Source organism: Thermoplasmataceae archaeon (genome assembly GCA_038729425.1).
Taxonomy (GTDB): Archaea; Thermoplasmatota; Thermoplasmata; order Thermoplasmatales; family Thermoplasmataceae; genus B-DKE.
The window spans coordinates 196,163-218,738 of the sequence record JAVYSB010000001.1; the positions used below are offsets into that span (position 1 = coordinate 196,163).

The following is a 22,576-nucleotide window of genomic DNA, read 5'->3' on the forward strand; positions in this document are numbered from 1 at the left end:
TCATATCACCCCGCCGGTAAGGTATGTATCGTAAAAGTAAACGGTGACTATCAAATGAGGAGGAGCGGTAGTCAATGAATCGGAATATATGTCAATTGCTAACTTGGACCCACTTGTATAAGCGATATAGCTAAGCAGCGTCAGGTTAGTTAATTCCTGCCCCGAGCTTTCTGAAACAGGAACGCTGGAGTTGTCAAAGCGAAGTGTAACAGGTGAAGTCCATGTCTCGTTCGTCGATATGCCGTATATCAGCACCTTTCCGCCGTCAGGAACTGAGGTTAGGTTTGCAGTCTCATTACCATCTGTCTGAGACGCTTTAAGCACCTGACTCGAGGGAGTTACAGTAAAGTTTACGCTCTCGTTATAACTGGTTTCACTGAGCAGAAACTGCAAGGATTCATACAGGTTCCCATCAATAAAAGCGTTGAATACAAACGTACCGCTTGTCAGGTTCTCGTAGGTAATCGGTTTCACTATCGCTGTCTGCACTGGCATGTAAGGGGTTACATTGAAACTCCACGGCAGGACTGAATTGTTTTTGATTTCCAGCAGGTAGTTTTTGACCGTTTCATTGTAAAGCCTGTCCTTTCCGGAGATATTGCCATAGAATGATGCCGGTACATAGTGTGGATTGATGTAGCTGAAATCATAGGTACCATTCTGCACAAAAAATGAGAAATCGGTACCGTTCGTAAGGTTGGTTGTCTTGCCGGTTATGGGCAGCACGGAGTTCGAAACGTTCAAGGAATCAGGTACGTGCCATGAATAGTTGTATACGCTGTTCAAATGCATCGTGTCATTATAAAGCGTGGCAGGATTCAGTGCAAATAGTTCACTTCCGGATGGCCCTTCCAGTGAGAACAATTTGCTGCTGTTCTTGTATTGCACCATTGAAACAAGGAAGGCCATGGAACCTGTCAGATTCATGGTTATAGTGTACTGTCCGGAGCTATCTGTTTTACCCATGAACCTGTAAATAGCTCCATCTATCTTGATGAATCCTAGGAAGTAGGTATTTTCTATTGGCACAGATGATGATGAATTCTCAAGGCTCGCAGTCAAGCTGACTGGGTTAGTGGTATTATTGGTCAGCGCGTATGCCAGGCTATCCGAGGAATTTGACAAATCTCCTGCAAGTGCCGTATAGGAGAGGAACGGGACTCCTGTGCCGGATTGCCCAGATAGCAGGCTAACACCATTCCCGATTGTATCGAGCGGCGTCAAAACCGCATCTGAGATGAATGGCCCAGTAATAGCAAAAGCTGATGTTGTATAGTTATAGTAACCGGGAGCGTCAAACCGCAGAGTATAGTCACTTGAGGTATCATTCACCAAGTATATGGAATAGTATCCAGAGCTATCAGAACTATTTTGCCTGGCAAGATAATTATTTCCGTCTATACCAACAAGAATAACCGACGTGTTCACTGGATTGCCTGCAATATTTTTTACTGATCCTGATACAGTATTCACGTATTGCGGCAGTGGTTTAAGCGAGAAATTCAGGTCCTGTAATGTGTTTAAGCTGCTTATACTGAACTCAATTGAGTGCGTATAGTAGTACGGAGAGAAAACTATCATCTTATACTGTCCTTGGAAGTTTATTCCCACTATATACTGCCCTGCCGAGCTGGTTGTGACGTTATCATAGTAGTAAACACCACTCACATTAATCAGGAAGAGAATATGTGTGTTGAATACGGGGAGTGAGTTGTTGGCATTGGTAACCTTACCAGTGATCTCAAAATTGCCTGGTGCATTAAAATTGATATTCGAACCGTTACCAGACCCTGCGAGGAAGCTGGTTACATTACCACTCTCAGGTCCGTTAACCCCGTATGTCCCCGTTCCCGTGTTACTGCCAAGGAAGGGCTGCCGGAAGTCCAATGTAATATTAACATCGTACTTCGGACTATTCACATCTACAACCCCAGTATAATTTGTAACGAATGAAATGCCCGAAGCTGAAAACGTGTAATTTCCTTCGAAGATCGTAAGCGAGTATTCACCATTACCAGCAGTTTTGTTTAATTTGGATGAAACGTTCTGCACCTGGTTATTTGAAATCTTGTAAACATAGTTCGCAGTTACGGTTATACCGCTCAGGAGATTCCCAGCTTGATCTTTCACAAAGCCGGTAACTGTGAACACGTGACTACCATACGGTGTCAGATTGAAATTCCAGTACTGTACCGGCACATTGATGCCTATGGAAAAATTGTACTGATAATAGAATGGAGAATATACAACAAAGAAGTAATGGCCCGGATAGTAGAGAGGGACCTGATAGAAGCCGGTATTGTTGGTAGTTACATTTTTATAGAAAATTGTTCCATTAATCTCTAGGAAAAACCTTACCTCCGTCAGCGCCACCCTCTGGCTTGTGGTTTTGTCAGTGATGTTGCCTACCAGCAGGTAATTCGAAGGTCCGTTTCCATAATTTATAGTTGACGAATTCCCATTACCGCCAAGGGTTCCGGAGATGTTGGACCCTGCAGAAGGTGGGACTCCGGATACACCGGTGCCTGAACCGCTGCCGGAACCAATGTTATTTGTGAATGGGTTGACGTTAATGAGTGTTATATTCACATCAGTCAGGTTTCTGTCCACGAACGTTTTTGTCTCTCCAACCCCGAATCCGACTTTAATGGCTGCAACGTACGTGCTCCCGTAGGCAGCAGTTATGTTGTAAAATCCAGAATTGTTCGTCAGAGTTGTATTGGACGGGGAAGGCACGGAAACCGTGGCGCTTGCGATTGGTTGCTTGAGATCGTTAAAGACATATCCACTGACACTATAGTACTTCAGAGGAAGGATGCCGATAAGATACGGATCGTTTTTCGAACCCTGCGGTCCGGATACATTGAGATATGCAGGGTGCGTCTCCTTTGAAAACTGCGTCGAGGTTACGGTGATTGCATATGAATCGAAATACGCAGACACATTGAGGTAACCATTGTGACCCGATTGCACGTCAATATAATCCTGCGGTCCAAAATAACCCTGCAATTGGAGTGGCACGTCAGGCTCAGGAAGCTGAGGAGAGGATTTATATCCAATGGTCTCTAGCTCGTACTTATATGGAGTGGCCGGAACGAAAGACATGTTGTTCCATACAGAGTTCCCGAAAACGCTCAACGAAATTAGCTTTGTATTGTATTTATAGACAGCGAAAAGGATGTTATATTCACCCGTATAAAGCACGGTGAATTTGTAAAATCCATTACTGTTAGTATATGTTGTTGTCTGAGCCGCTGAAACGAAAGCAAACAGGTCAGCGTTTCCAATGGGCTGGCCGTCACTGCCGTTTGTAATGTAACCCTGGATCACAACGGAGGATTGCTGCTGAGGTAAAATGGACGTCCTCCCGCTCCCAAATCCATTCCCTATGCCTATACCATTATATCCCTGGATCTGGAACACCTGGAACTTCTCATTTATGTTCGGGACGCCGCTTGGATAGCTTACATGAAAATAAGAAAATACGAATGACACGAGGACTATGCCTACTACCAATAGTGCAACTGCCTTCGCGTTCATAATGGTTTACTAAACATTACTCCTATAAATACCTTTGCAGACTTGCTTTAGTGTACATAAGACAAGCCACCCTTTAATTTCTTACTTTAACAGCAACTCCTTTCTTGAGGCTAACCATTGCATCTGCTGGCATCTTCGCAATCCCAACACCCCTGACCTCGCCTTCATGCACAAGGACAACCTCGTCCTCCTGCCTTATATCAGGTGACGCAGAAATAACGCCCACTGCATAAACATTGGCGGTAGGCTTGAAATTGTCTATCTCGACAATACGCTTCATGGCTTCCACAAACCAAGGCGCTGCATTGCGATTAATGGTCATCTTCCCATTGGAGGGGTTATAAACCAGCATCACTTTTCCATTTTCCGTAAGGAGTTCAAAGTCGTAGTTTATCACCCTTTTAAGATTAGACATTTTTGGGATGATCCAGCTTCCAAACTGGTATGAGGCAATTGATGCAATGGTCTGGAGCCTGTTCGATTGAGTAATCGTCCCATCCCTTTTTTTCGCATCCAGAACTTCGATCAATTTCTTGCGCAGTTCTCTGAGATCGTCGCTGTTTCCCATCTCTCCCCTGATGAATGTGCTGCCAGCCGGAAGAGATTCCTCAAGAAATTCGAGATCCTCCGGGAGGAAAGTAATTACGTCTGCGTAATGGTTCCTTGAGAAATACTCTGAAGCAAGCGTTGACATCATTTTCCTTTCATCTTGATACCAGTGACCTATTACTGGGATGTCGTAATACCTCGCAGGGTAACCTTCCTCAAGTTCTCTTGGAACCATGCCCACCGGAGAGGTCACGATAATTTCGTGAAGATATTTCCTGAACTCCCCGATCGCGGAGAACAGTTTCATGTGGCTCTTGCTACTGGAGTAAGGCTTTCTCGCGGAGCAGGGAATAACAAGCGCTATCTTTTCCCTTGGGGGGCTATAGTCTTCAAGTAGCTTGTTACGATATCTCACGAGGTCTGGTCTCTCCAGAGACTCTATGGAATTGGCATGAATGGATCCTGTTCTTGAGGGAAATACCCGTTCTGTTTCTTCTCCGTATCGAAAATCCATGATCCTCAGTATCTCCATGGCCTTGCTTGATACCTGGAATTTCTCAACCACATCTCTTAGTGTGCCGGATTTAATTGAGGCTGCAGTTAGGCTTATGATATTCCTTAAGAATTTAATGTTCTCATCAAGTGGATTATGATCAACTTTTATCCTTCCCAGCGGAGTATACTGAACCATATTAAGGCTCTCAATCCGTGCGTAACTGTCATCAAAGAATGAGACCCCGGCATATACTAGAACTGGTATAAGATACGGGTCCGAAATGCCCTGTGCATAGTAAAGTGAGCCAAATTTTTCTTTCCAGAAACTTTCCTGTATAACTTTCAGCAATCTTGATGGTCTCTGGATGAGTTCAGACCCGTTCGCCAAGATACTTAACTCATCCGTTTTCCAAATTGGAGATCCCCGCTTCATGAAGTCAGGATATGCAAACCCTGCATCGAATGGTGTCTCCATTATGACCAATTTTCCATTGCCTCTGGTCATAATCCTTGAATCAGTGGAATCGAGCACCGCTGGATACTGAAACTTTTCGTTGTATATGCCAGCACGCGCGAATCCGAAAATGGCTTGATCTTCAATCACGCTACTCCATTTCCCCGGGGAAAAAAACGTTTGCCTTTTGAAACCGACCACAACGAAATCATGCACATGCCTCGATGAAAAATTAATTAAATCCTATGACCCTCAACCTATGCCAATTGTTAAATATCTAAGTAAAATAAGGCAGAAAAGTATTGAAGAGGTTTGGATGAATCCTAAGAACACTAGCACTAACACCCAGAAATACGTTATTCCAGGCGACATTATATCTTCAACTGAAGAATATGTTGCGGGGAAGAACACAACTGAAATCGGAGGAAACATAATTTCTGCTGTCTATGGAACCGTTTATTTTGATGAGAATAACCTGACGGTATCAGTGATTAATTCTAAGAAAAAGATAAGTGCACACGTTGGGGATGTGGTATATGGGCAGATTACAAAAGTGGACAGGGGGAACGCAACACTCAAAATCTCCGCCATATATCAGGGTGATCAAGGGCTAGTATCATTCGACAAAGAATCCACTCTAAGAATGCCACGAGCTGGTGGAAGGGGAGAAGATCAGATGACTGGGCTCTCAGTGGGCGATCTGGTCAGGGCTAAAGTCACGAGAACAGGCAGAGGAATAGAAGTCTCCATATTCGGGAGACATTTTGGTGTAATAAAAACAGTATGCCACAAATGCCGGAACCCGCTTACGCTCAAAGGGGATAGCCTTTATTGCGATAACTGCGAAAGAGCCGAGAGTCGTAAGATAACTGATGATTATGGAGCGGTGATGGAATTTGGTGATGTTAATGAAAGAAGATAACTTGAGCAAATCTAACGTGGAGAAATTGTCTAAGGAAGTAGTGAGCATGAGAAAGGAACTTGAGGACGTTAAGGAAGTGCTTAAGGGTCTTATACAGGTAGTAATGAGCCGTGATGGTGCTCTGGATGACGACGAATATAACTAGGTGAAATAAGAATGATAATGCCGATGAAAATGCTGGAAGACAATCTGAACAGGAAGGTCGCGCTGCTGCTTAAAGATAATAGGATACTTGAAGGAACGCTAACAGGTTACGACGAATACATGAACATGGTGCTTTCAGATGTCCAGGAAAATTCTGAGACTGTGACGAGAAAACTGGGGACGGTCGTAATAAGGGGAAGCAACGTAGTCAGGATTGTAGCTTCCTGAATTTTTCACCCTATTTTCTCTCCTCGCTGAATGTTCTCAATCCCTGCAAACTAAAATGCGGTCGTTACCAACTTTACTTTCTGATTTATGTCTCATGCATGCTGATTGTCAGACAAAAAGATTTAATTCGATGTAGGTTATTCATAGGCATGGCAGAATCCAAAAAGAACACTCGGAACCTTAATGAGATCATCAGGGAGACGAGGGAGAGTGTTCTGAAGGATCTCCCCCCTGTACTTGTCCCTGTCTGGCAGATCAAGATCAGAGAGAGATTCGGCATAAACGTGGACAGGGAAATAGCTGAATACGTTGTTCTCGCAGCACACGAGAAGGGTACCTGGAAGAAGCAGAGGGCAGCAAGGAAAATAGAGAGGATACTCAGGATAAGAGGATTAAGCAAGGAAGATTCTGAAAAGATGGCCATACAGATAGTCGATCTAGTTGTTGGCACGACCCAATAAGATTAATTTGTACACAAAGAAACAACTTGAAATCAAGCTCAGCCATCTTGAATTGAGTGAAAATCTTAATTCAAATCTGGAACAGTATCCAACGGATTCAGGAAATGCTGCTTGGGTCGTTTTCAAAGCGGCACTTGATGGCAATGTTACTGGCAAGAATGTTATTGATCTAGGAACCGGAAATGGAATTTTTGCCATTGGAGCCAGCCTAATGGGAGCATCGTCTGTGTACGCCTTTGATGCAGACAGTTCACAGATAGCTGTTGCAAGAGGAAACGCCAAGGGTCTGAACATTGTATTTGAGACCAAAGATGTAATGCTAGTTCATGGGCATTATGACACCGCGTTCATGAATCCTCCTTTTGGATCGGTTTCCCCACACGCAGATACCCCATTTTTATCAAAAGCACTGGAAGTCGCTGATTGGATATATTCCATTCATAATGCCAGGACTTCCGAATTTGTAAAATCTTTCTACGAAGAAAGAGGGGAAATCATTTATTCCGAGTTCATAAGTCTGAGAATGCCTCATCTCTATGATTACCATACGCGCGAAGTCCAAAACATACCTGCAATTTTCTACTGTGTTAGGAGCAGCAAATAACAGGAAATCTGTATCTTTGCACAAAGTCTATTAATTCTTTTAATTTCCCGTAGTGTTGTCTGTCCGCCTACTTCAGTACAGGCGTATCAATGGCCGGGGTGGGGTAGTGGATATCCTTGGGGACTGTGGATCCCCGGACCCGGGTTCAATTCCCGGACCCGGCCCTAATAAACTCTACTTATTTTCCAAACTGGTTTCCATTGGATCTTTCTGATGCCAGAAAACAGTTGCGTTCAGAATCATCATGTGCAGTTTTTTCTCTGGCTTTTCAGGGTCTGACAGAATTTTCTTTGAGTAAACAGCTTTACTGGTTTCATGAAAGAACCCTCATTCGGTGATAGCCATTTCAATGCAATCTGAACTACTTGATAAGAAAGTTTAAAATAACATACCAGTTGTAAGCTACAATGATTTCGGAGAAGTATCATGAGGAGGTTTTAAATGGCAGACGCTTTTGAGAGCCCTTTTACTAAGGCCCTATCAGCTGATCCGGCACCGCTTGGACTTGCAGGTTTCGCATTCACAACGTTCCTGCTCAGTTTCACAAATGCCGGTATTATTTCGGCAGGGGGGGCGGTGGTTCCCCTCGCAATCGCGTACGGTGGACTTGCCCAGTTGATGGCGGGAATCTTTGAGATGCGGAAGGGAAACACCTTTGGCTTCACTGCGTTCTCGAGTTACGGAGCATTTTGGTTGTTTTATGCACTGCTTAACCTGCTGGCCGGGATGAATCTCATTACCATCAGCGCTCACGAGGTTGGCCTTGCTTTAGTTCTCTGGGGAGTTTTCACGCTGTACATGTGGCTACCAGCGATGATGGCAAACTTTAGCCTGAATTTGACCTTCTTCTTCCTGTGGCTTGCGTTTTTCCTACTGGGCGCTGCAAATCTGACAGGTTCATTGGCACTGATGCACGCTGGAGGGTACGTAGGTATGTTAACCGCCTTCTTCGCCGCGTATACCAGTTTCGCCATTGTGACGAACTTCATGAGACCTGGAACCCTGCCGCTCGGACCTGGACTCTTTAAGAAAAAATCTGCTTAAACTCCAAAATAACTATTTTTTATTTTTCCCTATTTTTTAATATGTTTGTTGGCATAATAGCTGTAGTTTCCAAATATTGATATAATGTTAATAGTATAGTTAATCATGGCTGAAGGAACAACAAACGGTGGCGAGGTCCTACCCACGGGAGAGACCTATCACCCAAACATAGAACTCTATAAGCAGGACTATAGGGAATCAATAGAACACCCAGAAGCATTCTGGGAGAAGCACGCACAGATTCTCGACTGGAACAGAAAATGGGATAAGGTTCTGGACGACTCCAACCCGCCTTTTTATAGATGGTTTGTTGGAGGTAAGCTGAATGCTTCCTTTAACGCCCTCGATAGGCATTTACACAGAAACAGGAGAAACAAGGCAGCCTATATATGGGTCGGAGAGAACGGGGAAGAGAAGATAGTAACATACGACGGGCTATACCTGAGGGTCAACAACTTTGCGAAAGCACTGAAAGATCTGGGCGTAAAGAAAGGGGACAAAATAATCATCTACTTGCCGATGCTGATCGAAGCCCCGGTGGCAATGTTGGCCGCAGCCAGGATAGGAGCGGTATTCTCATTTGTATTTGCCGGGTTCGGCGCCGGTGCACTGGCAGAGAGAATCAATGATTCCAAAGCCAAACTTGTGGTGACTGCCGATGGCGCCTTCAGAGGGGGGAAGATCGTGAAGCTGAAGGATATTGTTGATGAAGCCCTGGTTCACTCTTCCACCGTTGAAACTGTTGTCGTTGTGGAGCGGACAAAGCACGGAATCCAGATGCAGGAAGGCAGGGACCTCTGGTGGCATGACATAGTAGGAACCTCCCAGACCTATGTTGAGCCGGAGTGGCTAGACTCCACTGATCCTCTGTACATACTGTATACTTCCGGAACAACTGGAAAACCAAAAGGTGCTGTTCACGGAAATGGCGGATATTCTGTCTGGGTAGCTGATACGCTTAAATGGGCGTTCAACCCGGGCGAGGATGACAGATGGTGGTGCGCTGCTGATATTGGTTGGGTTACCGGGCACAGCTATATTGTCTTTGGGCCTTTGTTCCTTGGGCTTACCTCAATAATGTATGAGGGGGCAATAACGTATCCCGCACCTGACAGGATATGGAACATTATAGAGAAGTACAGGGTCAATCTATTGTATACCTCCCCTACAGCGATCCGAACTCTAATGAGGTACGGTGAGAAGTATCCGGAAAAACATGATCTGAGTTCGCTAAGGATTCTTGGAACCGTTGGAGAACCAATAAACCCCGCTGCTTGGAGATGGTACTATGAAAACATCGGGCACTCAAACAGCCCTATCATCGACACATACTGGCAAACTGAAACCGGTGGATTCATGATCGCCCCGCCGCTTGGACTCGGTTTACCACCCCTGAAACCCGGATCAGCCACATTTCCGATGCCTGGTGTTTCGCCGGTAATACTGGATGAGAAAGGAAACCCAACTCCTGACGGCGAGAAGGGGTACATTGCATATGAAAGACCGTGGCCAGGAATGTTCATGACACTGAATAACGATCCGGAGAGGTTCAAGAAAGTGTATTTTGAGAAATACCCGGGCAAATATTTCTGTGGTGATTACGCAATAAAGGATAAGGACGGATACTACTGGCTGCTCGGAAGGGCTGATGAAGTGTTAAATGTCGCTGGGCACCGCCTGGGAACAATTGAAGTTGAAGATGCTCTTATAGCCTCCAATGAAGTCGCTGAATCTGCCGTATTCGGCCGACCTGATCCGGTCAAGGGAGAGGTGATCGTTGCCTTCGTCGTTGTAAAAGATGAATTCGAGAATGACAGTGACGTCGTGAACAAGGTAAGGCAGCGTATCAGGTCAGATCTTGGCCCAGTATATGTCCCGGAGGAGATACATATTGTAAAGAGCCTGCCAAAGACGAGAAGCGGAAAGATCATGAGAAGGGTTGTCAAGGCAGTGGCCCTTAACCAGTTGCCCGGTGATATCAGTACTCTTGAGAATTCAGCTTCTGTCGAGGAGATCAAATCTGCAATTGAGTTCTTCAGGAAGGAAACTTCCTGAACGATCATATTTTATTTTTAGAGTCAACTATCGACCCGACCACTGGCTTAAGTCCCCACCCTCTAGTTGTAAAAATAAAATGAAAACCGGGTTTTCCGGTTTCAGTATTTCAAAAGTGTGTAAATCAGAGCCTTAGCTGTGTGCATTCTGTTCTCTGCTTCGTCAAAAATCACGCTGTTGATCCCTGACGCCACGGAATCAGTAACTTCAACGCCCCTGTGCGCTGGAAGGCAGTGCATAAAAAGATAGTCTCTCTTTGCATGAGATACCAGTTCGTCGTTGACCTGATATTTCCCAAACAGCTTCTCCTTTTCATTCCTTATTGATTCCTCCCCCATGGAAATCCACACATCAGTGTAAACGATATCAGCGTCATTAACTGCTTCTACGGGAGATTCAACAATCTCGACTTTTGACCCGTTTTCCCTGGCAATCCTTCTGGCTGTTTCTGTTATTTCCTTGTTCGGAGTGTTCGTCTTTGGGCAACCTACGGATATATCCATGCCCAGTAAAGCAGCTCCAAGCAAAAGAGAATTTGAAGTATTGTTTCCATCGCCCACATAAGAAAATTTGAGGTCCCTATACCTTCCCTTTTTCTCAAGAACCGTCATGAAATCAGCCAATATCTGTGTAGGATGCTCCCTGTCGTCAAGTGCATTTATGACCGGGACTCTTGAGTGCCTTGCCAGTTCGAGCACGTTTTCATGCTTGAATGCCCTGTAGGAGATAACGTCCAGATACCTAGATATAACGGAGGCCGTGTCAGCTATGGTTTCTCCGCGCCCGATCTGCATGTCGTTTGGATTCAGGTAAACGGCATGACCTCCAAGCTGCACCATTGCAGTTTCTAGCGAAATGCGCGTACGGGTGCTCGGCTTCTCAAATATCATCCCTAGCACGCGGTTTCTGGTCTCATCAATGGTACGGTACCTGTCTCTCTTCATCCTTATAGCAAGGTCGATTATCTCCTGAAAATCTCTCTCCATATCCAGGACAGATATAATGTCTCTTTTCATGTAATCACTTCAGCAGTTCAGGTATATCATTCGGGTAATTAGCGACTTCGACGCCGGCGGTGTTGAATGCCTTTATCTTTGATTCGGCTGTTCCCACACCTTTCTCTATGATGGCACCTGCATGACCCATCCTTTTGCCTGGCGGTGCGCTGCGTCCTGTTATATAAGCAACGACCTTTTTGGTTATATGACTCTTTATGTATTCTGCAGCCCGTTCCTCGTTGTTTCCTCCTATCTCTCCAACAAGAACGATCTTTCTGGTCTTCTCATCCTCCTCAAACATCTTGAGCACGTCAATAAAAGTGAGACCTACGACCGGGTCGCCTCCCAGCCCTATAACAGTGCTTTCTCCGAACCCACTTCTAGTTATGGCATCCACAATCTCATAGGTCAGTGTACCGCTTCTGGAAGCAACAGCCACATCACCCTCTTTGAAGATCTGGTTAGGCATGATGCCTATCTTGCAGAGAAAAGGGGAAGTGATTCCTGGCCCGTTTGGTCCTATAAGTGTTATCCCTTTGCGCTTTGCCTGCTGGACTATTTCCATGGTATCGTGAAACGGTACGTGTTCCGTAAGAATGTAAACCAGCTTTATTCCATGATCAATGGCTTCCAGGGCTGCATCCTTGACGTAGGGTGCCGCCACAGATATCATAGTCGCATCGGGGGACAGATGCATGGTTTCAGCTACTGTATCGTAAACGTCCACATTCTGGAATTTAGTCCCTCCCTTTCCTGGAGAGGTTCCAGCGACCACCTTGGTGCCAAACTTTACCATCTCCCCAGCATGGAACGACCCCTGGTGTCCCGTGATTCCCTGCACAATGACCCGCGTGTCCTTGTCAACAAGTACCGTCATCTCAATTGCCTCCTGATATCTGAACTACGCGTTCAATTGCTGGCATCATCATGGGGAATGCCTCTATTCCATCCTTTTTAAGTATTGCCCTACCCTCGTTCTCATGCACTCCGCTGAGCCTTACAACTATGGGCTGGGTGATCTTCAACCTGTCCTTGGCTGCCACTATTCCAGTTGCAACCGTGTCACATTTCGTAACACCGCCGAATATGTTCACTAAAATCGCATTGGGCTTCGCCTTGAGAACCAGCTCGAAGGCGTTTACGACAATGTCCACGTTATCTGTGCCACCAAGGTCAAGGAAGTTCCTCGGCTTACCTTTGTGAAGAGTGAGCGCATCCAGCGTGGCCATGGTGAGCCCGGCCCCATTCGCGATTACTCCAATTTTTCCTTCAAGTTCAACGAATGAATATCCTTTGCCCTGTGCTTCGAGTTCCAGCGGGGTTTTCTCTGTATCAATTATGTTTATTTCCCTGTGCCTGAACATTGAGTCCGAGTCCACGACCACCTTTGCATCTGCCGCTATCAGTTTTCCCCCCCCTGTTATAACAAGTGGGTTGATCTCGACGAGTTCACAGTCCTCGCCCTCAAAGACTTTGTAAAGGCTGCTGAGAATTGCCCTGAACTGTTTCCCAATCTCCTGGTCGAGCCTCAGGAATCGTACTGCCTCACGACCGATATAGTCCGAATATCCAATAAGTGGATCGATAATGGTCTTGAATATCTGGTTCTCAGGCACTGATTCAATCTCCACTCCCCCGGAAGCACTGGCAATGACCATTGGCTTCCTCTCTGCCCTGTTAAGCGCAATGCTGACATATATTTCCTTTTTAATGTCCAGCATCTCTTCAATGAGAACCTTTGTAACGGTAAGGTTTCTAATCTTTGAACCAAGTAACTCCTTAACTCCTTTTTCAAGATCTGACTGGTTCTTTGCAAATTTTATACCTCCGGATTTACCTCTTCCGCCGAGCAAAATCTGTGATTTCACGACAACCGGTTTCTCGTACTTCTTGACTGAAGTGAGACTTTCCACGACATAACCATCTGGAACAGGAACACCATATTTCCTGAAAATTTCCTTTCCCATGTATTCATAGAGATTCAATAAGTCACCATCAGGTGATACAATATTTCTAAATAAGTTTGTCCAAATCGATCAGAAAATTAAGAAAATGTCAGAAAAAGTAATTCTGGATGCTTTGAAAAATGAATAAAAATTTGGAGATCAGTATGGTGGCATTCCACCCATACCGCCCATTCCGCCCGTGCCGCCCATGCCGCCCATGCCGCCTCCAGGGGATTCAGATGCACCACTTTTCTTACTTGCAATGACATCGTCTATTCTCAGGATCATGGTAGAGACTTCAACCGCGCTCTCAATTGCGTGTTTCTTAACCCTCAGTGGATCATATACACCCGCAGCCTTCATGTCGCCAACTTTGTTATTGTACACGTCTATTCCATAGGTTGGGTGGTTCTTCTCGTGCTCTGCCTTGAGCTGTATAAGTGTGTTTATGGGGTCCATACCTGCATTTTCAGAAAGTGTCCTCGGGATAATTTCCATAGCTTTCGCGAAGGCTTCAATTGCGAGCTGCTCCCTGCCGCCTACGGTGTTGGCATAGTTCCTGATCTTCATTGCTAGTTCTTCTTCTATGGCCCCACCGCCTGGCAGAAATCTACCGTCTTCCTTTGTAATTCCAACTACCCTTATTGCATCATTCAGGCTTCTTTCGACTTCTGAAACAACATGGTCTGTTGCTCCCCTAATAAGGATATTGACTGCCTTTGGGTTTGCACAACCCGTTACAAAGGTCATCCTGTCGTCACCGATTTTCTTTTCCTCGACCATTTCAGCTGAACCAAGCGCACCTTCGTTAAGGTCATCAAGGTTAGTCACGATCTTGGCACCTGTTGCCTTAGCGAGTTTCTCCATGTCACTTTTCTTTACCCTTCTGACCGCGTATATACCTTCCTTTGCAAGGTAGTGCTGTGCGACATCATCTATTCCCTTCTGGCAGAGCAGGACATTTGCCTTGCTCTTCTTAACCTTCTCAACCATTTTCTTGAATGTGTCTGATTCCTGCGACATGAAATCCTGGATCTTCGATGGGTCCGTGATCTGGATCTTAGCCTCTATCTCTGTCTTCTTTATTTCAAGCGCGGAATCAACAAGGGCGATCCTCGCGTTCTTGACCGTAGACGGCATCTTTGCATGGACTTTTTCCTTATCAATGACAAGCCCGTTGATAAACTGAGTATCTGTCACACCGCCACCGTTCTTCTTATCGACCTTTATGTTTGCAGTGTCAACGGTAATTTTTCCGTTTCTCTGTGTTGCCACAGCGTTTACTGCCTTAACTACAAGGTCCGAATAAAACTCGCCGGATGTCCCGGTGTTCTTTCCAGAAAGCGCCGTTATTGCAATTTGCTTCAGGGTCTTGTCGTCGTCCGCCTTTATTGCAAGTTCATCCAGATACTTCTTCGCCTCATTCACCGCCATCCTGAATCCGTTCGTGATGACTGTAGAATGCACTCCCTGTTCAAGAAGAACTTCAGATTGCTTAAGAAGTTCGCCAGCGAGCACAACAGCCGTCGTCGTACCGTCACCAACAGCAGTGTCCTGTGACTTTGCAACTTCAACAATCATCTTCGCGGTGGGATGGTCAACATCCATTTCCTTCAGAATGGTTGCGCCGTCATTGGAAATAACGATGTCGCCAATAGAGTCAACGAGCATCTTATCCATGCCCTTAGGGCCAAGTGTGGTCCTGATGGCGTCCGCAATCGCCTTTGCAGCCTCAATGTTTGTCTTCTGAGCATTCTTCCCCTGTTCCCTTGAAGTGCCTTCCTTAAGCACTAAAATTGGCATTTGACCTGATAGCATGTACTTTGTTCACCTCAACCTGGCAGATAAATATGTCCTTCAATATAAACATTGTCTTCATGACCTGTATCAGGAAAATGTATCTACAGCATACTCCACTGGGTTCCTTCAGACAATTGTTTTCAACGATTTTATCCTAATCCGTTTTCTTTAGCATTTTGTTGAAGGTCGCCTGAAATAACAACAAAAATTTTCCGACAGTGTCATTTTGTGGCTATGGTGTGCATTTTAACATGCATATCCGACATGGCGATTCACAAGATCTTAAATTCCCAACATAATAAATTGTGGGACCGCCCTACTTGACTGCCATTTCTAATTTGCTTCCAAATGGCGAGTTGAATTGATCGAAATTTAAGATAGAGATATCTTCTCATTACTGTTTCACACAGTAATGATATCACAGAAATTCCATTTCATATAATGGGTTTCGGCCGAAGATTTACCGGTGACATTTGCAAATCTTTTTCAATTCCGCTTGGCATTCCATTAGATAGAAATGTAATATTCGTAAAAAAAATAAAAGTGGTTGGGTCATATGCCCATTTATTTGTAAGAATTTTCCAAATTAGGTGTAATCAGGGTTTCAGTGTTTCCTGAATTTCCATGTCGGTTGTCCCTGCCCTTTTAATCTCTTCTTTGTGATGCCTTGCGTATATCATGATTCCGGATGCGAAAACAGCAATAAAGACAGCGGCCGTTAATATGGAGTAATCAACAGGGTATGTAGGAGGAACTAAGCTGTAATACATGGCAACCAAGAGGATCACTGTGGCGATTGCCGGTATCAGACCGTGTAGTATTACTTTGAATTCTTTCAGTTTCTTGTAGGTTATTCCAACACCGACATTTGAAAGGATGTGCCCTATAAAAAGAGCGGCCGAGGAGGCTGAAACCAGATACACGAACCCCGTTGCTGGAGTAAGGAATATCCCGGCTAGTAGAGAAACAAGGAACGAAAGTCCCCCAAGGAATAGAATGGAATTGGAAGGCGTCTTATACTTGGAATGAACTTTTGAAAGAAACTTTGGTCCAAGGCCATCCCTGCTCATTGAGAATATCATTCTTGCGCTGGTGTTTAGTGGAGCAAGTGATCCCGCAAAAAGGCTGTTAATAATGAATGCGAAGAGCAGCATAGTAAACGGTAATCCGATAAAATTGTCACTGACAATAAGTCCAGGGATGCCTTGTGATGCCGATGAAAAGAATGTGGTCATTTTATCAACACCCCATCCCACAGTAAGGGCATATGAAGTAAGCACAAAGATGACACCAGTGATCAGGAAGCTGATAAGAAGCGCCTTCTTTATATTCTTCCTAGGCTGTTTAGCCTCCTCTCCAAGCGTCACGACGGCGGATGAGCCTGACATGGAAAATATAGCAAGAACCATTCCAACGAATATTGGCGACCAGCCACCCGCTGGTCCAGGAGTAAACGGGGCCAGCGTATTTGCGGATCCTAGTTTTACTATAATGACAATAGACGTTATCACAAGGAGCGCAATCTCAATCACAGAGGCTGTAAAGCTATAAGCCAGTGACGGTTTGATCCCCACATAGGCTATTACAGTTATAAGTATCGCAAACAGGAGCATTATGGGTATCCAAGTGTAGGTTCCAATGTTGACTCCAAGAAAATAGGAAATAGTTCCCGGTATGAAGACCCCAGAGGTGAAAAGTATAGCGTTCGTTATAACGTTGAAATAAGAGAACCACATCATATAACCTATAATCAAGCCGAAAGGCCGGCTCGCTCCGATGGCATTGAATGTATAAAAGCCACCGGCTCCATTGATCTTTTTGGAAAACTGGTACGGAGTGTTAATCCATATGAGTACGCCAAATATGGAAATTATATATGCCAGTGGTAAAGACCCTAAAGCAAAGGAAGCGGCTCCGGTCATAGTGGCGGCAACCGCCCCAAGAGGGGCTATCATTGCAACAGACTGCCCCAACAGAGGGTAAAAACCAGCAGATCCAGCCTTAAGTGATTTATTATTATCTCCTTTTTCGGGCATTTTGGGATAACGCTTCGTAAATATTTGAATCTAGACCTCAACATGTCAGCTATTATGGTCGATATTTGAAGCATAATAACTTTCATGCTTTTGTGGAGGTCAGTTATTCGCTAAGGTAAAGTTGATCAATGATGCGCTATAGCCTGTAATTCTTCCTTATTAAGGGTGCAGTATTTTGTCGCTTACTTCAGTATCTCGTATAGACCCGTTTGATCGTTTCCTCTGCACACGAACCTTCATTGCCTGAGTCGTTCAGATCTTACAGTTCTATTCGGGAAGAACCTGGGTGGTGTCTGAAGTACCACGTATTAAAATATGCCTGTAAGTGCATATCTTGCACCTTCGACAAGATTATAACCATTATAAATATTAACTACCTGGTGAAAAAATGGCAGTGTATTTAGGACAGAAAGCGCCGGATTTCACGGCGAACACGACCAAGGGGCCAATTAGCCTTTCAGATTTCAAAGGAAAATGGGTGCTCCTCTTCTCGCATCCAGCAGACTTCACTCCAGTTTGCACAACGGAGTTTATGGCATTTTCTGAGCGGTATGAAGATTTCCAGAAACTTGGAGTGGAACTCCTTGGTCTCAGCGTGGATAGTATCTACAGCCATATAGCTTGGCTAAGGGACATAAAGGACCATTATGGGATTGAGGTCCCTTTTCCGGTCATCGCAGACATAGACAAGGAAGTTGCAAGAGCATACAACCTTATTGATGAAAAAGCTGGCCTGACTGTCAGAGGGGTATTTATTATCGACCCTGACCAGAAAGTTAGGTGGATGATATACTACCCTGCCGAAGTGGGCAGAAACATATCCGAAATCATCAGAGTCATAAAGGCGTTCCAGTTCAACTGGAAGAACAAGCTCGCCACTCCGGTAAACTGGGAAGTTGGCCAGCCCGGAATCGCGGGAGCCCCCGCTACCCTGGCAGACAGCTTCAAGCGAGATTCTGACGGTTCGGAAAGGTGGTATCTTAAAAGAGTCAAAGTCTAGGCTGATATCATTGACAGATTGTGTGATGTATAACATAAGTTTGGGTGATTTTCACCCCTCCACCATTTGCGTAGAACTCTCAAAACTGGAATCATCCCTCAGGGAAGTCTCGGAACTGCTTGTCAGTGAATATCCGCAGGACTCTGTTTCTGAGTTTATCGAGAAGTTCGCAAGAACCTCTCAGATCATGCCTGAGGACAAAACGATTGGATTCATTGTAGTAAACAAGAAGAAAATGACAATCTCCATTTCGGCTACAAAGATATCTTCTGACCTGAAGGCGCGAATAGCACCCATAGTGAACGGATATAGTGAGAGGGGAATTAACGCAGAATTCGATGTTTCCTAAGGTTAAGTATTACCAGATAAATTTTAAATAACGGTCCTGCATACTTACAACAATGTTTGATTCACCAATAGACTGGCTTATCATAGTCGTTGTTATTCTCGTTCTTTTTGGAAGCACGAGGAAGATTCCGGATCTTGCCAGGAATATAGGCAAGGCAACCGGGGAATTCAAGAGGGGGCAGATGGAGATAGAGAAGGAGATCAAGAGCGCCATGAATGGAGCCCCCACACCAGCCTCACCAGCGCCTCCAGGCATTGATTATTCCCAGATGGCAAAGAGCCTTGGCATAGAGACTAAGGACAAGACAGAGAAGCAACTTAGGGACGAGATCGCTGATAAACTCAAAAGTGGACAATGAGCGATGAAACGTTCATTTCCAGCAGCTTAAAACATATCGAAGAGCTCAGGATCAGGCTCATCAGGATCCTGATCCCATTCGGTATATTATTCGTTTTTTTCATAGCTCTAAGAATTCGCCTTTATCACCTATTTGGCGTGACGTTCCCGTTTTTCACCGTTGATCCGTATCGAAATATAGGGGCACAGTTTCTTGTCTTACTTGAGCGCCATGTCCTTCCTAGTACAACACAATTAATCGTGGTCAAACCCACAGATGCCGTGGTCGCCGATCTCTACGTTTGCCTTTTCCTTTCCCTGATTTTCACGATGCCAGTGCTGGTATACGAGATATCAGCATTCGTTGGCCCTGCTTTGAAATCCAGCGAAAAGGCACTGGCAAGAATTACGCTTATACCGGCGACAGTACTGTTCATCACGGGATCGTTCATAGGAATCTGGCTAGTTGCTCCAACGCTGTTCAACATATTTTACCAATTTGATCTCGGCCTTGGCACAGCTCCCACGACCAGCGTCATGAATTTTGTGTCATTTCTACTGATCTACGTTGCTGCATTCGGCCTTTCGTTCGAGATCCCGGTTTTCATGGTTGGCCTGACAAAATTGGGCCTGGTAAAATACGAAACCTGGCGGAAGAACTGGAGGTATGCGATCATCGGCTCACTTGTATTTGGCATGATATTTTCCCCTGGAGTTACGGGTTTCACCATGGTAGTTATTGCCCTGCCTATGATTCTGCTCTATTTCGGCGGGATGTATGTTGCCAGGCGAATAGAGAGAAAAAATTACATTGATCAATCACAGAGTGCTTCTGAAGACCTCTAATTCCTTCAACCTAATTCTGGTCAGATCATAGAAGTCCATGAGAAGCCTGTCGGCATTAACGCTCTGGGAAAATCTCATGTTCTCGCGTTTGTAGAATGACATCAGTTCCAGGTTTATTGACCTAACATATTCCATCGACGATCTGAAAAATTCCTTCCCTTCGACGATTCTTGATACTACTCCAATATCAAATGCTGTGGCAGCATCAAAAATCTCACCGCTCATTAACATGCCGTAAGCTCTCTTTCCATAAGTTTCCAGTACAGATGAGATCACACCTGTGAGCGAGGGTAAGCCGTACCTGAAATCGGGCATGCCGAATCTGGACTTCCTAGAGGAAATGATCATGTCACAGGACAGGGCGAATTCCATACCCATACCGAGGGTCAGTCCATCAACGAGAGCGAAGACCGGGACGTCAATGGAAGCCAGCATGCGCGATATGGTAAAACCCATCTCGTAGATGTTTTTCATGTGCCCCCTCTCCTGGATCCTTTTGCATGAGCCGTCATACCCAACGGAAAATGATCTTCCTCCAGATCCAAAAAGTACGATAGAATCTGTATCATCAGTCATTGAAGAGATTGAACTTATTATTGCTTGCAAAGATTCAGTATCAATGATATTATCCAGCGTGTTGGACATGGTTATAACCAGAGTCCTTTCATACCTGTCCAAGAAGATTTTGCCCTTCCCGTTGACGTCAGTAGGCATGCAGTCTAATACATTGTCAGGTTAAATTTTTTGTCAGATTCCTCATAATCGGATCTGTTCTTGATTTTCAATATCTCAGTCAGCTTGCTCATGTCTCTGGAATGATCCTCATAAAGCTCTCTGCCGAGTTTCAACCTTCCGAGCTTGTCGTCAAACAAGACCTGCTCCCCATATTTTCTGAGGCAATGTACGCACTCCGCAGCCGATTCCTCATCATCCGAAAGGTGTTCGAAACACTCCATGAATCCTGTTGTCATTTATCATCACTTCTCTTTGCATCAAATGCCGGAAGGTGGATGTTGTATCTGTCGATGTAGTAGTTAAGGTAATAGGTAACAGAACTGACAAAATCCTGCCAGTTGTCTACAAACCTGAATTCCTGTGAAACCAAAGGATTCTCAAGCGACCTGATGAAATCATCGACGCTTATTTTTCCTTCCAGCACTGACTGGAGGGCTTCAAGCATTCCAATATAGGCAGTAGTTCGATCGGATGGTCTGTACTTCTGAGCAAGGCCGAGCTTCCTGATCCTTCCTCGTATCCTTGCCTGTACATCATTCAGGTCTCCCATTGCCAGCGCGCTCATTATGATTCCATAATCGTCTTCTCCCTTCATATACTTCCCCCCATGGTAGCGAAGAGTCCAGGCGCATAAGTAGCAAACGTAGGAAGCAGGTAGAAGAAAAAGAACAGGGCTACCATTATGACCGCGGAAACAATCACCGGTATTTTTGAGTAGACATTTAGGTTGAAATTACCGTCTTCAACAGGGTCTTTCCAGAACATGAACATTATCACTCTGAAATAATAAAACACTGAAATTGCGCTGTTCAGTATGGCAATTACAGCAAGCCACCAAAGATTCCCCTCTATCAGTGAAAGGAACAGATAATACTTCGCGGTAAACCCACCAGTGAAAGGAATACCGGCGAGGCCCATTAGAAGGATCGCAAAGCTGATGGCTGTGGCCGGGGACTTTTTGGCAAGTCCGGACATATCGGAAACTTCCACACTCTGCTTCTTTACGAGATTCATTGCAAGGAATGACCCTCCCTTCATGAATATATACACGAGAGAATAGAACATTCCAGCCGTGACAGCAACGTATGCCACGTTCCCTATCCCAGCGCTGCCGACTAGAGCTATAACGAGAATAAGATAACCTGCCTGTGCAACACTCGAATAGGCGAGGAGCCTCTTCAGATTGTTTTGAGACAGGGCGGCAAGATTTGCATATGTCATGGAAAAGATCGATAGGATCACAAAGAGGATATAGACATCGTGGAAGTCGGAAACAAACCCTACCAGGAGCACCTTTAGGAGAATCATGAACGCGAGTAGTTTTGTTCCGGTTGATAAGAAAGCTGAAACGCCGTTCTCCGTACCGTCATAGGCATCAATTGCCCACTGATGCATGGGGAATATAGCAAGCTTGAACCCGAATCCTATTACCAGGAAAAGGAGCGCGACCAGCATTGCTGGAGAGGAACTCACAACCTCGGTAGTAAGTGTGAATGTTCCTGTAGCTGTATAGAAAAATGATAGCCCGAAAACCGTAAATGCAGTCCCTATGGTTCCGGTAAAGAAGTATTTCGTGGATGCTTCAAGATGCCTTTTCTCCTTACCATATGCAGAAATAACGTAGGTGCCGATACTCACGGCTTCAAAGGCGACAAATATGATTATGAGGTTGTAGCTCAGAGTTGCAATGATCATGCCGATCAGTACAAAAATAAGGGTTGAATAGAATATTTCCGGCTTTGTCTTGATTCCCCTGATCATGGGGAAGGTTACATAGAGCACGGAAATTATCAATATGACCACGAAGAAAATTGTGAAAGTATTGAAGACCAGTGAACCAACCTGCACGCCATCATAGGGATTAAGAAGGATAAGGGCCATTGAAACTAGCACCGATCCAAAGGTAATGCCAGCGAACACATTCTTATTTGAAACTTTTATACCAAGCGCCAGCATTATAAATGCCATAACACCAAGAAACAGAAGTGGATAGTAATACATTGAAACGTGCGATGCGGACTGCATTGAATTCAT

22 protein-coding genes and 1 tRNA gene are annotated in these 22,576 nt (G+C 45.0%); 12 read left to right on the plus strand and 11 right to left on the minus strand.

Going from position 1 to position 22,576, the window contains the following annotated elements; all coding sequences use genetic code 11:
• Together QW597_00955 and QW597_00960 are read right to left on the minus strand one after the other, a co-directional pair.
• The gene (locus QW597_00955) at positions 1–3,540 is read right to left on the minus strand and encodes a hypothetical protein (protein ID MEM0155158.1); all 3,540 of its coding nucleotides are present in this window, start codon (positions 3,538–3,540) and stop codon (positions 1–3) included.
• A 73-nt stretch (positions 3,541–3,613) separates the two neighbouring features.
• Positions 3,614–5,188, minus strand: a complete 1,575-nt coding sequence (locus tag QW597_00960) for a DUF5591 domain-containing protein (protein MEM0155159.1) — start codon at positions 5,186–5,188, stop codon at positions 3,614–3,616.
• 109 nt (positions 5,189–5,297) lie between these two features.
• Between QW597_00960 and QW597_00965 the strand changes: the two genes are divergently transcribed.
• The 8 genes from QW597_00965 (at position 5,298) to acs (ending at position 10,496) form a co-directional block, all read left to right on the plus strand.
• Positions 5,298–5,960, plus strand: a complete 663-nt coding sequence (locus tag QW597_00965) for an exosome complex RNA-binding protein Csl4 (GenBank protein ID MEM0155160.1) — start codon at positions 5,298–5,300, stop codon at positions 5,958–5,960.
• Entirely contained in the window at positions 5,947–6,105 is a 159-nt protein-coding gene (locus tag QW597_00970; protein ID MEM0155161.1) for a hypothetical protein, read from the plus strand. Before QW597_00965 ends, QW597_00970 begins: the two co-directional genes overlap by 14 nt.
• An 11-nt stretch (positions 6,106–6,116) precedes the next feature.
• On the plus strand, positions 6,117–6,332 hold the full coding sequence (locus QW597_00975) for an LSM domain-containing protein (GenBank protein ID MEM0155162.1): 216 nt from the start codon (positions 6,117–6,119) through the stop codon (positions 6,330–6,332).
• A 149-nt stretch (positions 6,333–6,481) separates the two neighbouring features.
• Entirely contained in the window at positions 6,482–6,793 is a 312-nt protein-coding gene (locus QW597_00980) for a hypothetical protein (protein MEM0155163.1), read from the plus strand.
• Between the two features lie 7 nt (positions 6,794–6,800).
• Positions 6,801–7,397: an METTL5 family protein gene (locus QW597_00985; protein MEM0155164.1), complete on the plus strand. Its 597-nt coding sequence runs from the start codon at positions 6,801–6,803 to the stop codon at positions 7,395–7,397.
• A 92-nt stretch (positions 7,398–7,489) separates the two neighbouring features.
• Positions 7,490–7,561, plus strand: a tRNA-His gene (locus tag QW597_00990).
• A gap of 277 nt (positions 7,562–7,838) precedes the next feature.
• The gene (locus tag QW597_00995) at positions 7,839–8,441 is read left to right on the plus strand and encodes an acetate uptake transporter (GenBank protein MEM0155165.1); all 603 of its coding nucleotides are present in this window, start codon (positions 7,839–7,841) and stop codon (positions 8,439–8,441) included.
• A gap of 105 nt (positions 8,442–8,546) precedes the next feature.
• A complete protein-coding gene (acs, locus tag QW597_01000; protein MEM0155166.1) occupies positions 8,547–10,496 on the plus strand; it encodes an acetate--CoA ligase in 1,950 nt (649 codons plus the stop codon).
• A gap of 101 nt (positions 10,497–10,597) precedes the next feature.
• Here the strand turns inward: acs and argF are convergent, their stop codons facing one another.
• The 5 genes from argF to QW597_01025 form a co-directional block, all read right to left on the minus strand.
• Entirely contained in the window at positions 10,598–11,512 is a 915-nt protein-coding gene (argF, locus tag QW597_01005) for an ornithine carbamoyltransferase (GenBank protein MEM0155167.1), read from the minus strand.
• 4 nt (positions 11,513–11,516) lie between these two features.
• Entirely contained in the window at positions 11,517–12,371 is an 855-nt protein-coding gene (gene sucD / locus QW597_01010; GenBank protein ID MEM0155168.1) for a succinate--CoA ligase subunit alpha, read from the minus strand.
• Position 12,372: 1 nt separating this feature from the next.
• Entirely contained in the window at positions 12,373–13,479 is a 1,107-nt protein-coding gene (gene sucC, locus QW597_01015) for an ADP-forming succinate--CoA ligase subunit beta (GenBank protein MEM0155169.1), read from the minus strand.
• A 120-nt stretch (positions 13,480–13,599) separates the two neighbouring features.
• The gene (gene thsB, locus QW597_01020) at positions 13,600–15,258 is read right to left on the minus strand and encodes a thermosome subunit beta (GenBank protein ID MEM0155170.1); all 1,659 of its coding nucleotides are present in this window, start codon (positions 15,256–15,258) and stop codon (positions 13,600–13,602) included.
• Between the two features lie 578 nt (positions 15,259–15,836).
• Complete coding sequence (locus tag QW597_01025; protein ID MEM0155171.1) at positions 15,837–17,276, minus strand: APC family permease; 1,440 nt, start codon at positions 17,274–17,276, stop codon at positions 15,837–15,839.
• Between the two features lie 388 nt (positions 17,277–17,664).
• Here QW597_01025 and QW597_01030 point away from each other — a divergent pair, with 388 nt between their 5' ends.
• Genes QW597_01030 through tatC form a run of 4 tightly spaced genes read left to right on the plus strand, consistent with a single transcriptional unit; the run spans position 17,665 to position 19,807 of the window.
• A complete protein-coding gene (locus QW597_01030; protein MEM0155172.1) occupies positions 17,665–18,276 on the plus strand; it encodes a peroxiredoxin in 612 nt (203 codons plus the stop codon).
• 22 nt (positions 18,277–18,298) lie between these two features.
• The gene (locus QW597_01035; GenBank protein ID MEM0155173.1) at positions 18,299–18,625 is read left to right on the plus strand and encodes a TA0956 family protein; all 327 of its coding nucleotides are present in this window, start codon (positions 18,299–18,301) and stop codon (positions 18,623–18,625) included.
• A 52-nt stretch (positions 18,626–18,677) separates the two neighbouring features.
• Entirely contained in the window at positions 18,678–18,983 is a 306-nt protein-coding gene (gene tatA, locus QW597_01040) for a twin-arginine translocase TatA/TatE family subunit (protein ID MEM0155174.1), read from the plus strand.
• A complete protein-coding gene (tatC, locus tag QW597_01045; protein ID MEM0155175.1) occupies positions 18,980–19,807 on the plus strand; it encodes a Sec-independent protein translocase TatC in 828 nt (275 codons plus the stop codon). The genes tatA and tatC overlap by 4 nt, the downstream gene beginning before the upstream one ends.
• Here tatC and QW597_01050 read toward each other — a convergent pair.
• From QW597_01050 to nuoN, 4 genes are read right to left on the minus strand one after another with little or no spacing between them, the layout of a single operon-like run.
• Positions 19,781–20,521: an enoyl-CoA hydratase/isomerase family protein gene (locus QW597_01050; GenBank protein ID MEM0155176.1), complete on the minus strand. Its 741-nt coding sequence runs from the start codon at positions 20,519–20,521 to the stop codon at positions 19,781–19,783. The genes tatC and QW597_01050 overlap by 27 nt on opposite strands.
• A gap of 5 nt (positions 20,522–20,526) precedes the next feature.
• Entirely contained in the window at positions 20,527–20,778 is a 252-nt protein-coding gene (locus QW597_01055; protein MEM0155177.1) for a hypothetical protein, read from the minus strand.
• Positions 20,775–21,137 carry a hypothetical protein gene (locus QW597_01060; protein MEM0155178.1) on the minus strand — a complete coding sequence of 121 codons (363 nt, stop codon included), beginning with the start codon at positions 21,135–21,137 and terminating at the stop codon, positions 20,775–20,777. Before QW597_01060 ends, QW597_01055 begins: the two co-directional genes overlap by 4 nt.
• Positions 21,134–22,576 carry an NADH-quinone oxidoreductase subunit NuoN gene (gene nuoN / locus QW597_01065; protein ID MEM0155179.1) on the minus strand — a complete coding sequence of 481 codons (1,443 nt, stop codon included), beginning with the start codon at positions 22,574–22,576 and terminating at the stop codon, positions 21,134–21,136. The genes QW597_01060 and nuoN overlap by 4 nt, the downstream gene beginning before the upstream one ends.

Coding starts and splice junctions, on each gene's coding strand:
- sucD (MEM0155168.1), bottom strand. CDS start 12,371: ATGACGGTACTTGTTGACAAGGACACGCGGGTCATTGTGCAGGGAATC.
- QW597_01025 (MEM0155171.1), bottom strand. CDS start 17,276: ATGCCCGAAAAAGGAGATAATAATAAATCACTTAAGGCTGGATCTGCT.
- QW597_00970 (MEM0155161.1), top strand. CDS start 5,947: ATGAAAGAAGATAACTTGAGCAAATCTAACGTGGAGAAATTGTCTAAG.
- QW597_01055 (MEM0155177.1), bottom strand. CDS start 20,778: ATGACAACAGGATTCATGGAGTGTTTCGAACACCTTTCGGATGATGAG.
- QW597_01050 (MEM0155176.1), bottom strand. CDS start 20,521: ATGCCTACTGACGTCAACGGGAAGGGCAAAATCTTCTTGGACAGGTAT.
- QW597_00965 (MEM0155160.1), top strand. CDS start 5,298: ATGCCAATTGTTAAATATCTAAGTAAAATAAGGCAGAAAAGTATTGAA.
- acs (MEM0155166.1), top strand. CDS start 8,547: ATGGCTGAAGGAACAACAAACGGTGGCGAGGTCCTACCCACGGGAGAG.
- thsB (MEM0155170.1), bottom strand. CDS start 15,258: ATGCTATCAGGTCAAATGCCAATTTTAGTGCTTAAGGAAGGCACTTCA.
- QW597_01030 (MEM0155172.1), top strand. CDS start 17,665: ATGGCAGTGTATTTAGGACAGAAAGCGCCGGATTTCACGGCGAACACG.
- QW597_01060 (MEM0155178.1), bottom strand. CDS start 21,137: ATGAAGGGAGAAGACGATTATGGAATCATAATGAGCGCGCTGGCAATG.
- tatA (MEM0155174.1), top strand. CDS start 18,678: ATGTTTGATTCACCAATAGACTGGCTTATCATAGTCGTTGTTATTCTC.
- QW597_00995 (MEM0155165.1), top strand. CDS start 7,839: ATGGCAGACGCTTTTGAGAGCCCTTTTACTAAGGCCCTATCAGCTGAT.
- nuoN (MEM0155179.1), bottom strand. CDS start 22,576: ATGAATTCAATGCAGTCCGCATCGCACGTTTCAATGTATTACTATCCA.
- tatC (MEM0155175.1), top strand. CDS start 18,980: ATGAGCGATGAAACGTTCATTTCCAGCAGCTTAAAACATATCGAAGAG.
- QW597_00955 (MEM0155158.1), bottom strand. CDS start 3,540: ATGAACGCGAAGGCAGTTGCACTATTGGTAGTAGGCATAGTCCTCGTG.
- QW597_00980 (MEM0155163.1), top strand. CDS start 6,482: ATGGCAGAATCCAAAAAGAACACTCGGAACCTTAATGAGATCATCAGG.
- argF (MEM0155167.1), bottom strand. CDS start 11,512: ATGAAAAGAGACATTATATCTGTCCTGGATATGGAGAGAGATTTTCAG.
- QW597_00975 (MEM0155162.1), top strand. CDS start 6,117: ATGATAATGCCGATGAAAATGCTGGAAGACAATCTGAACAGGAAGGTC.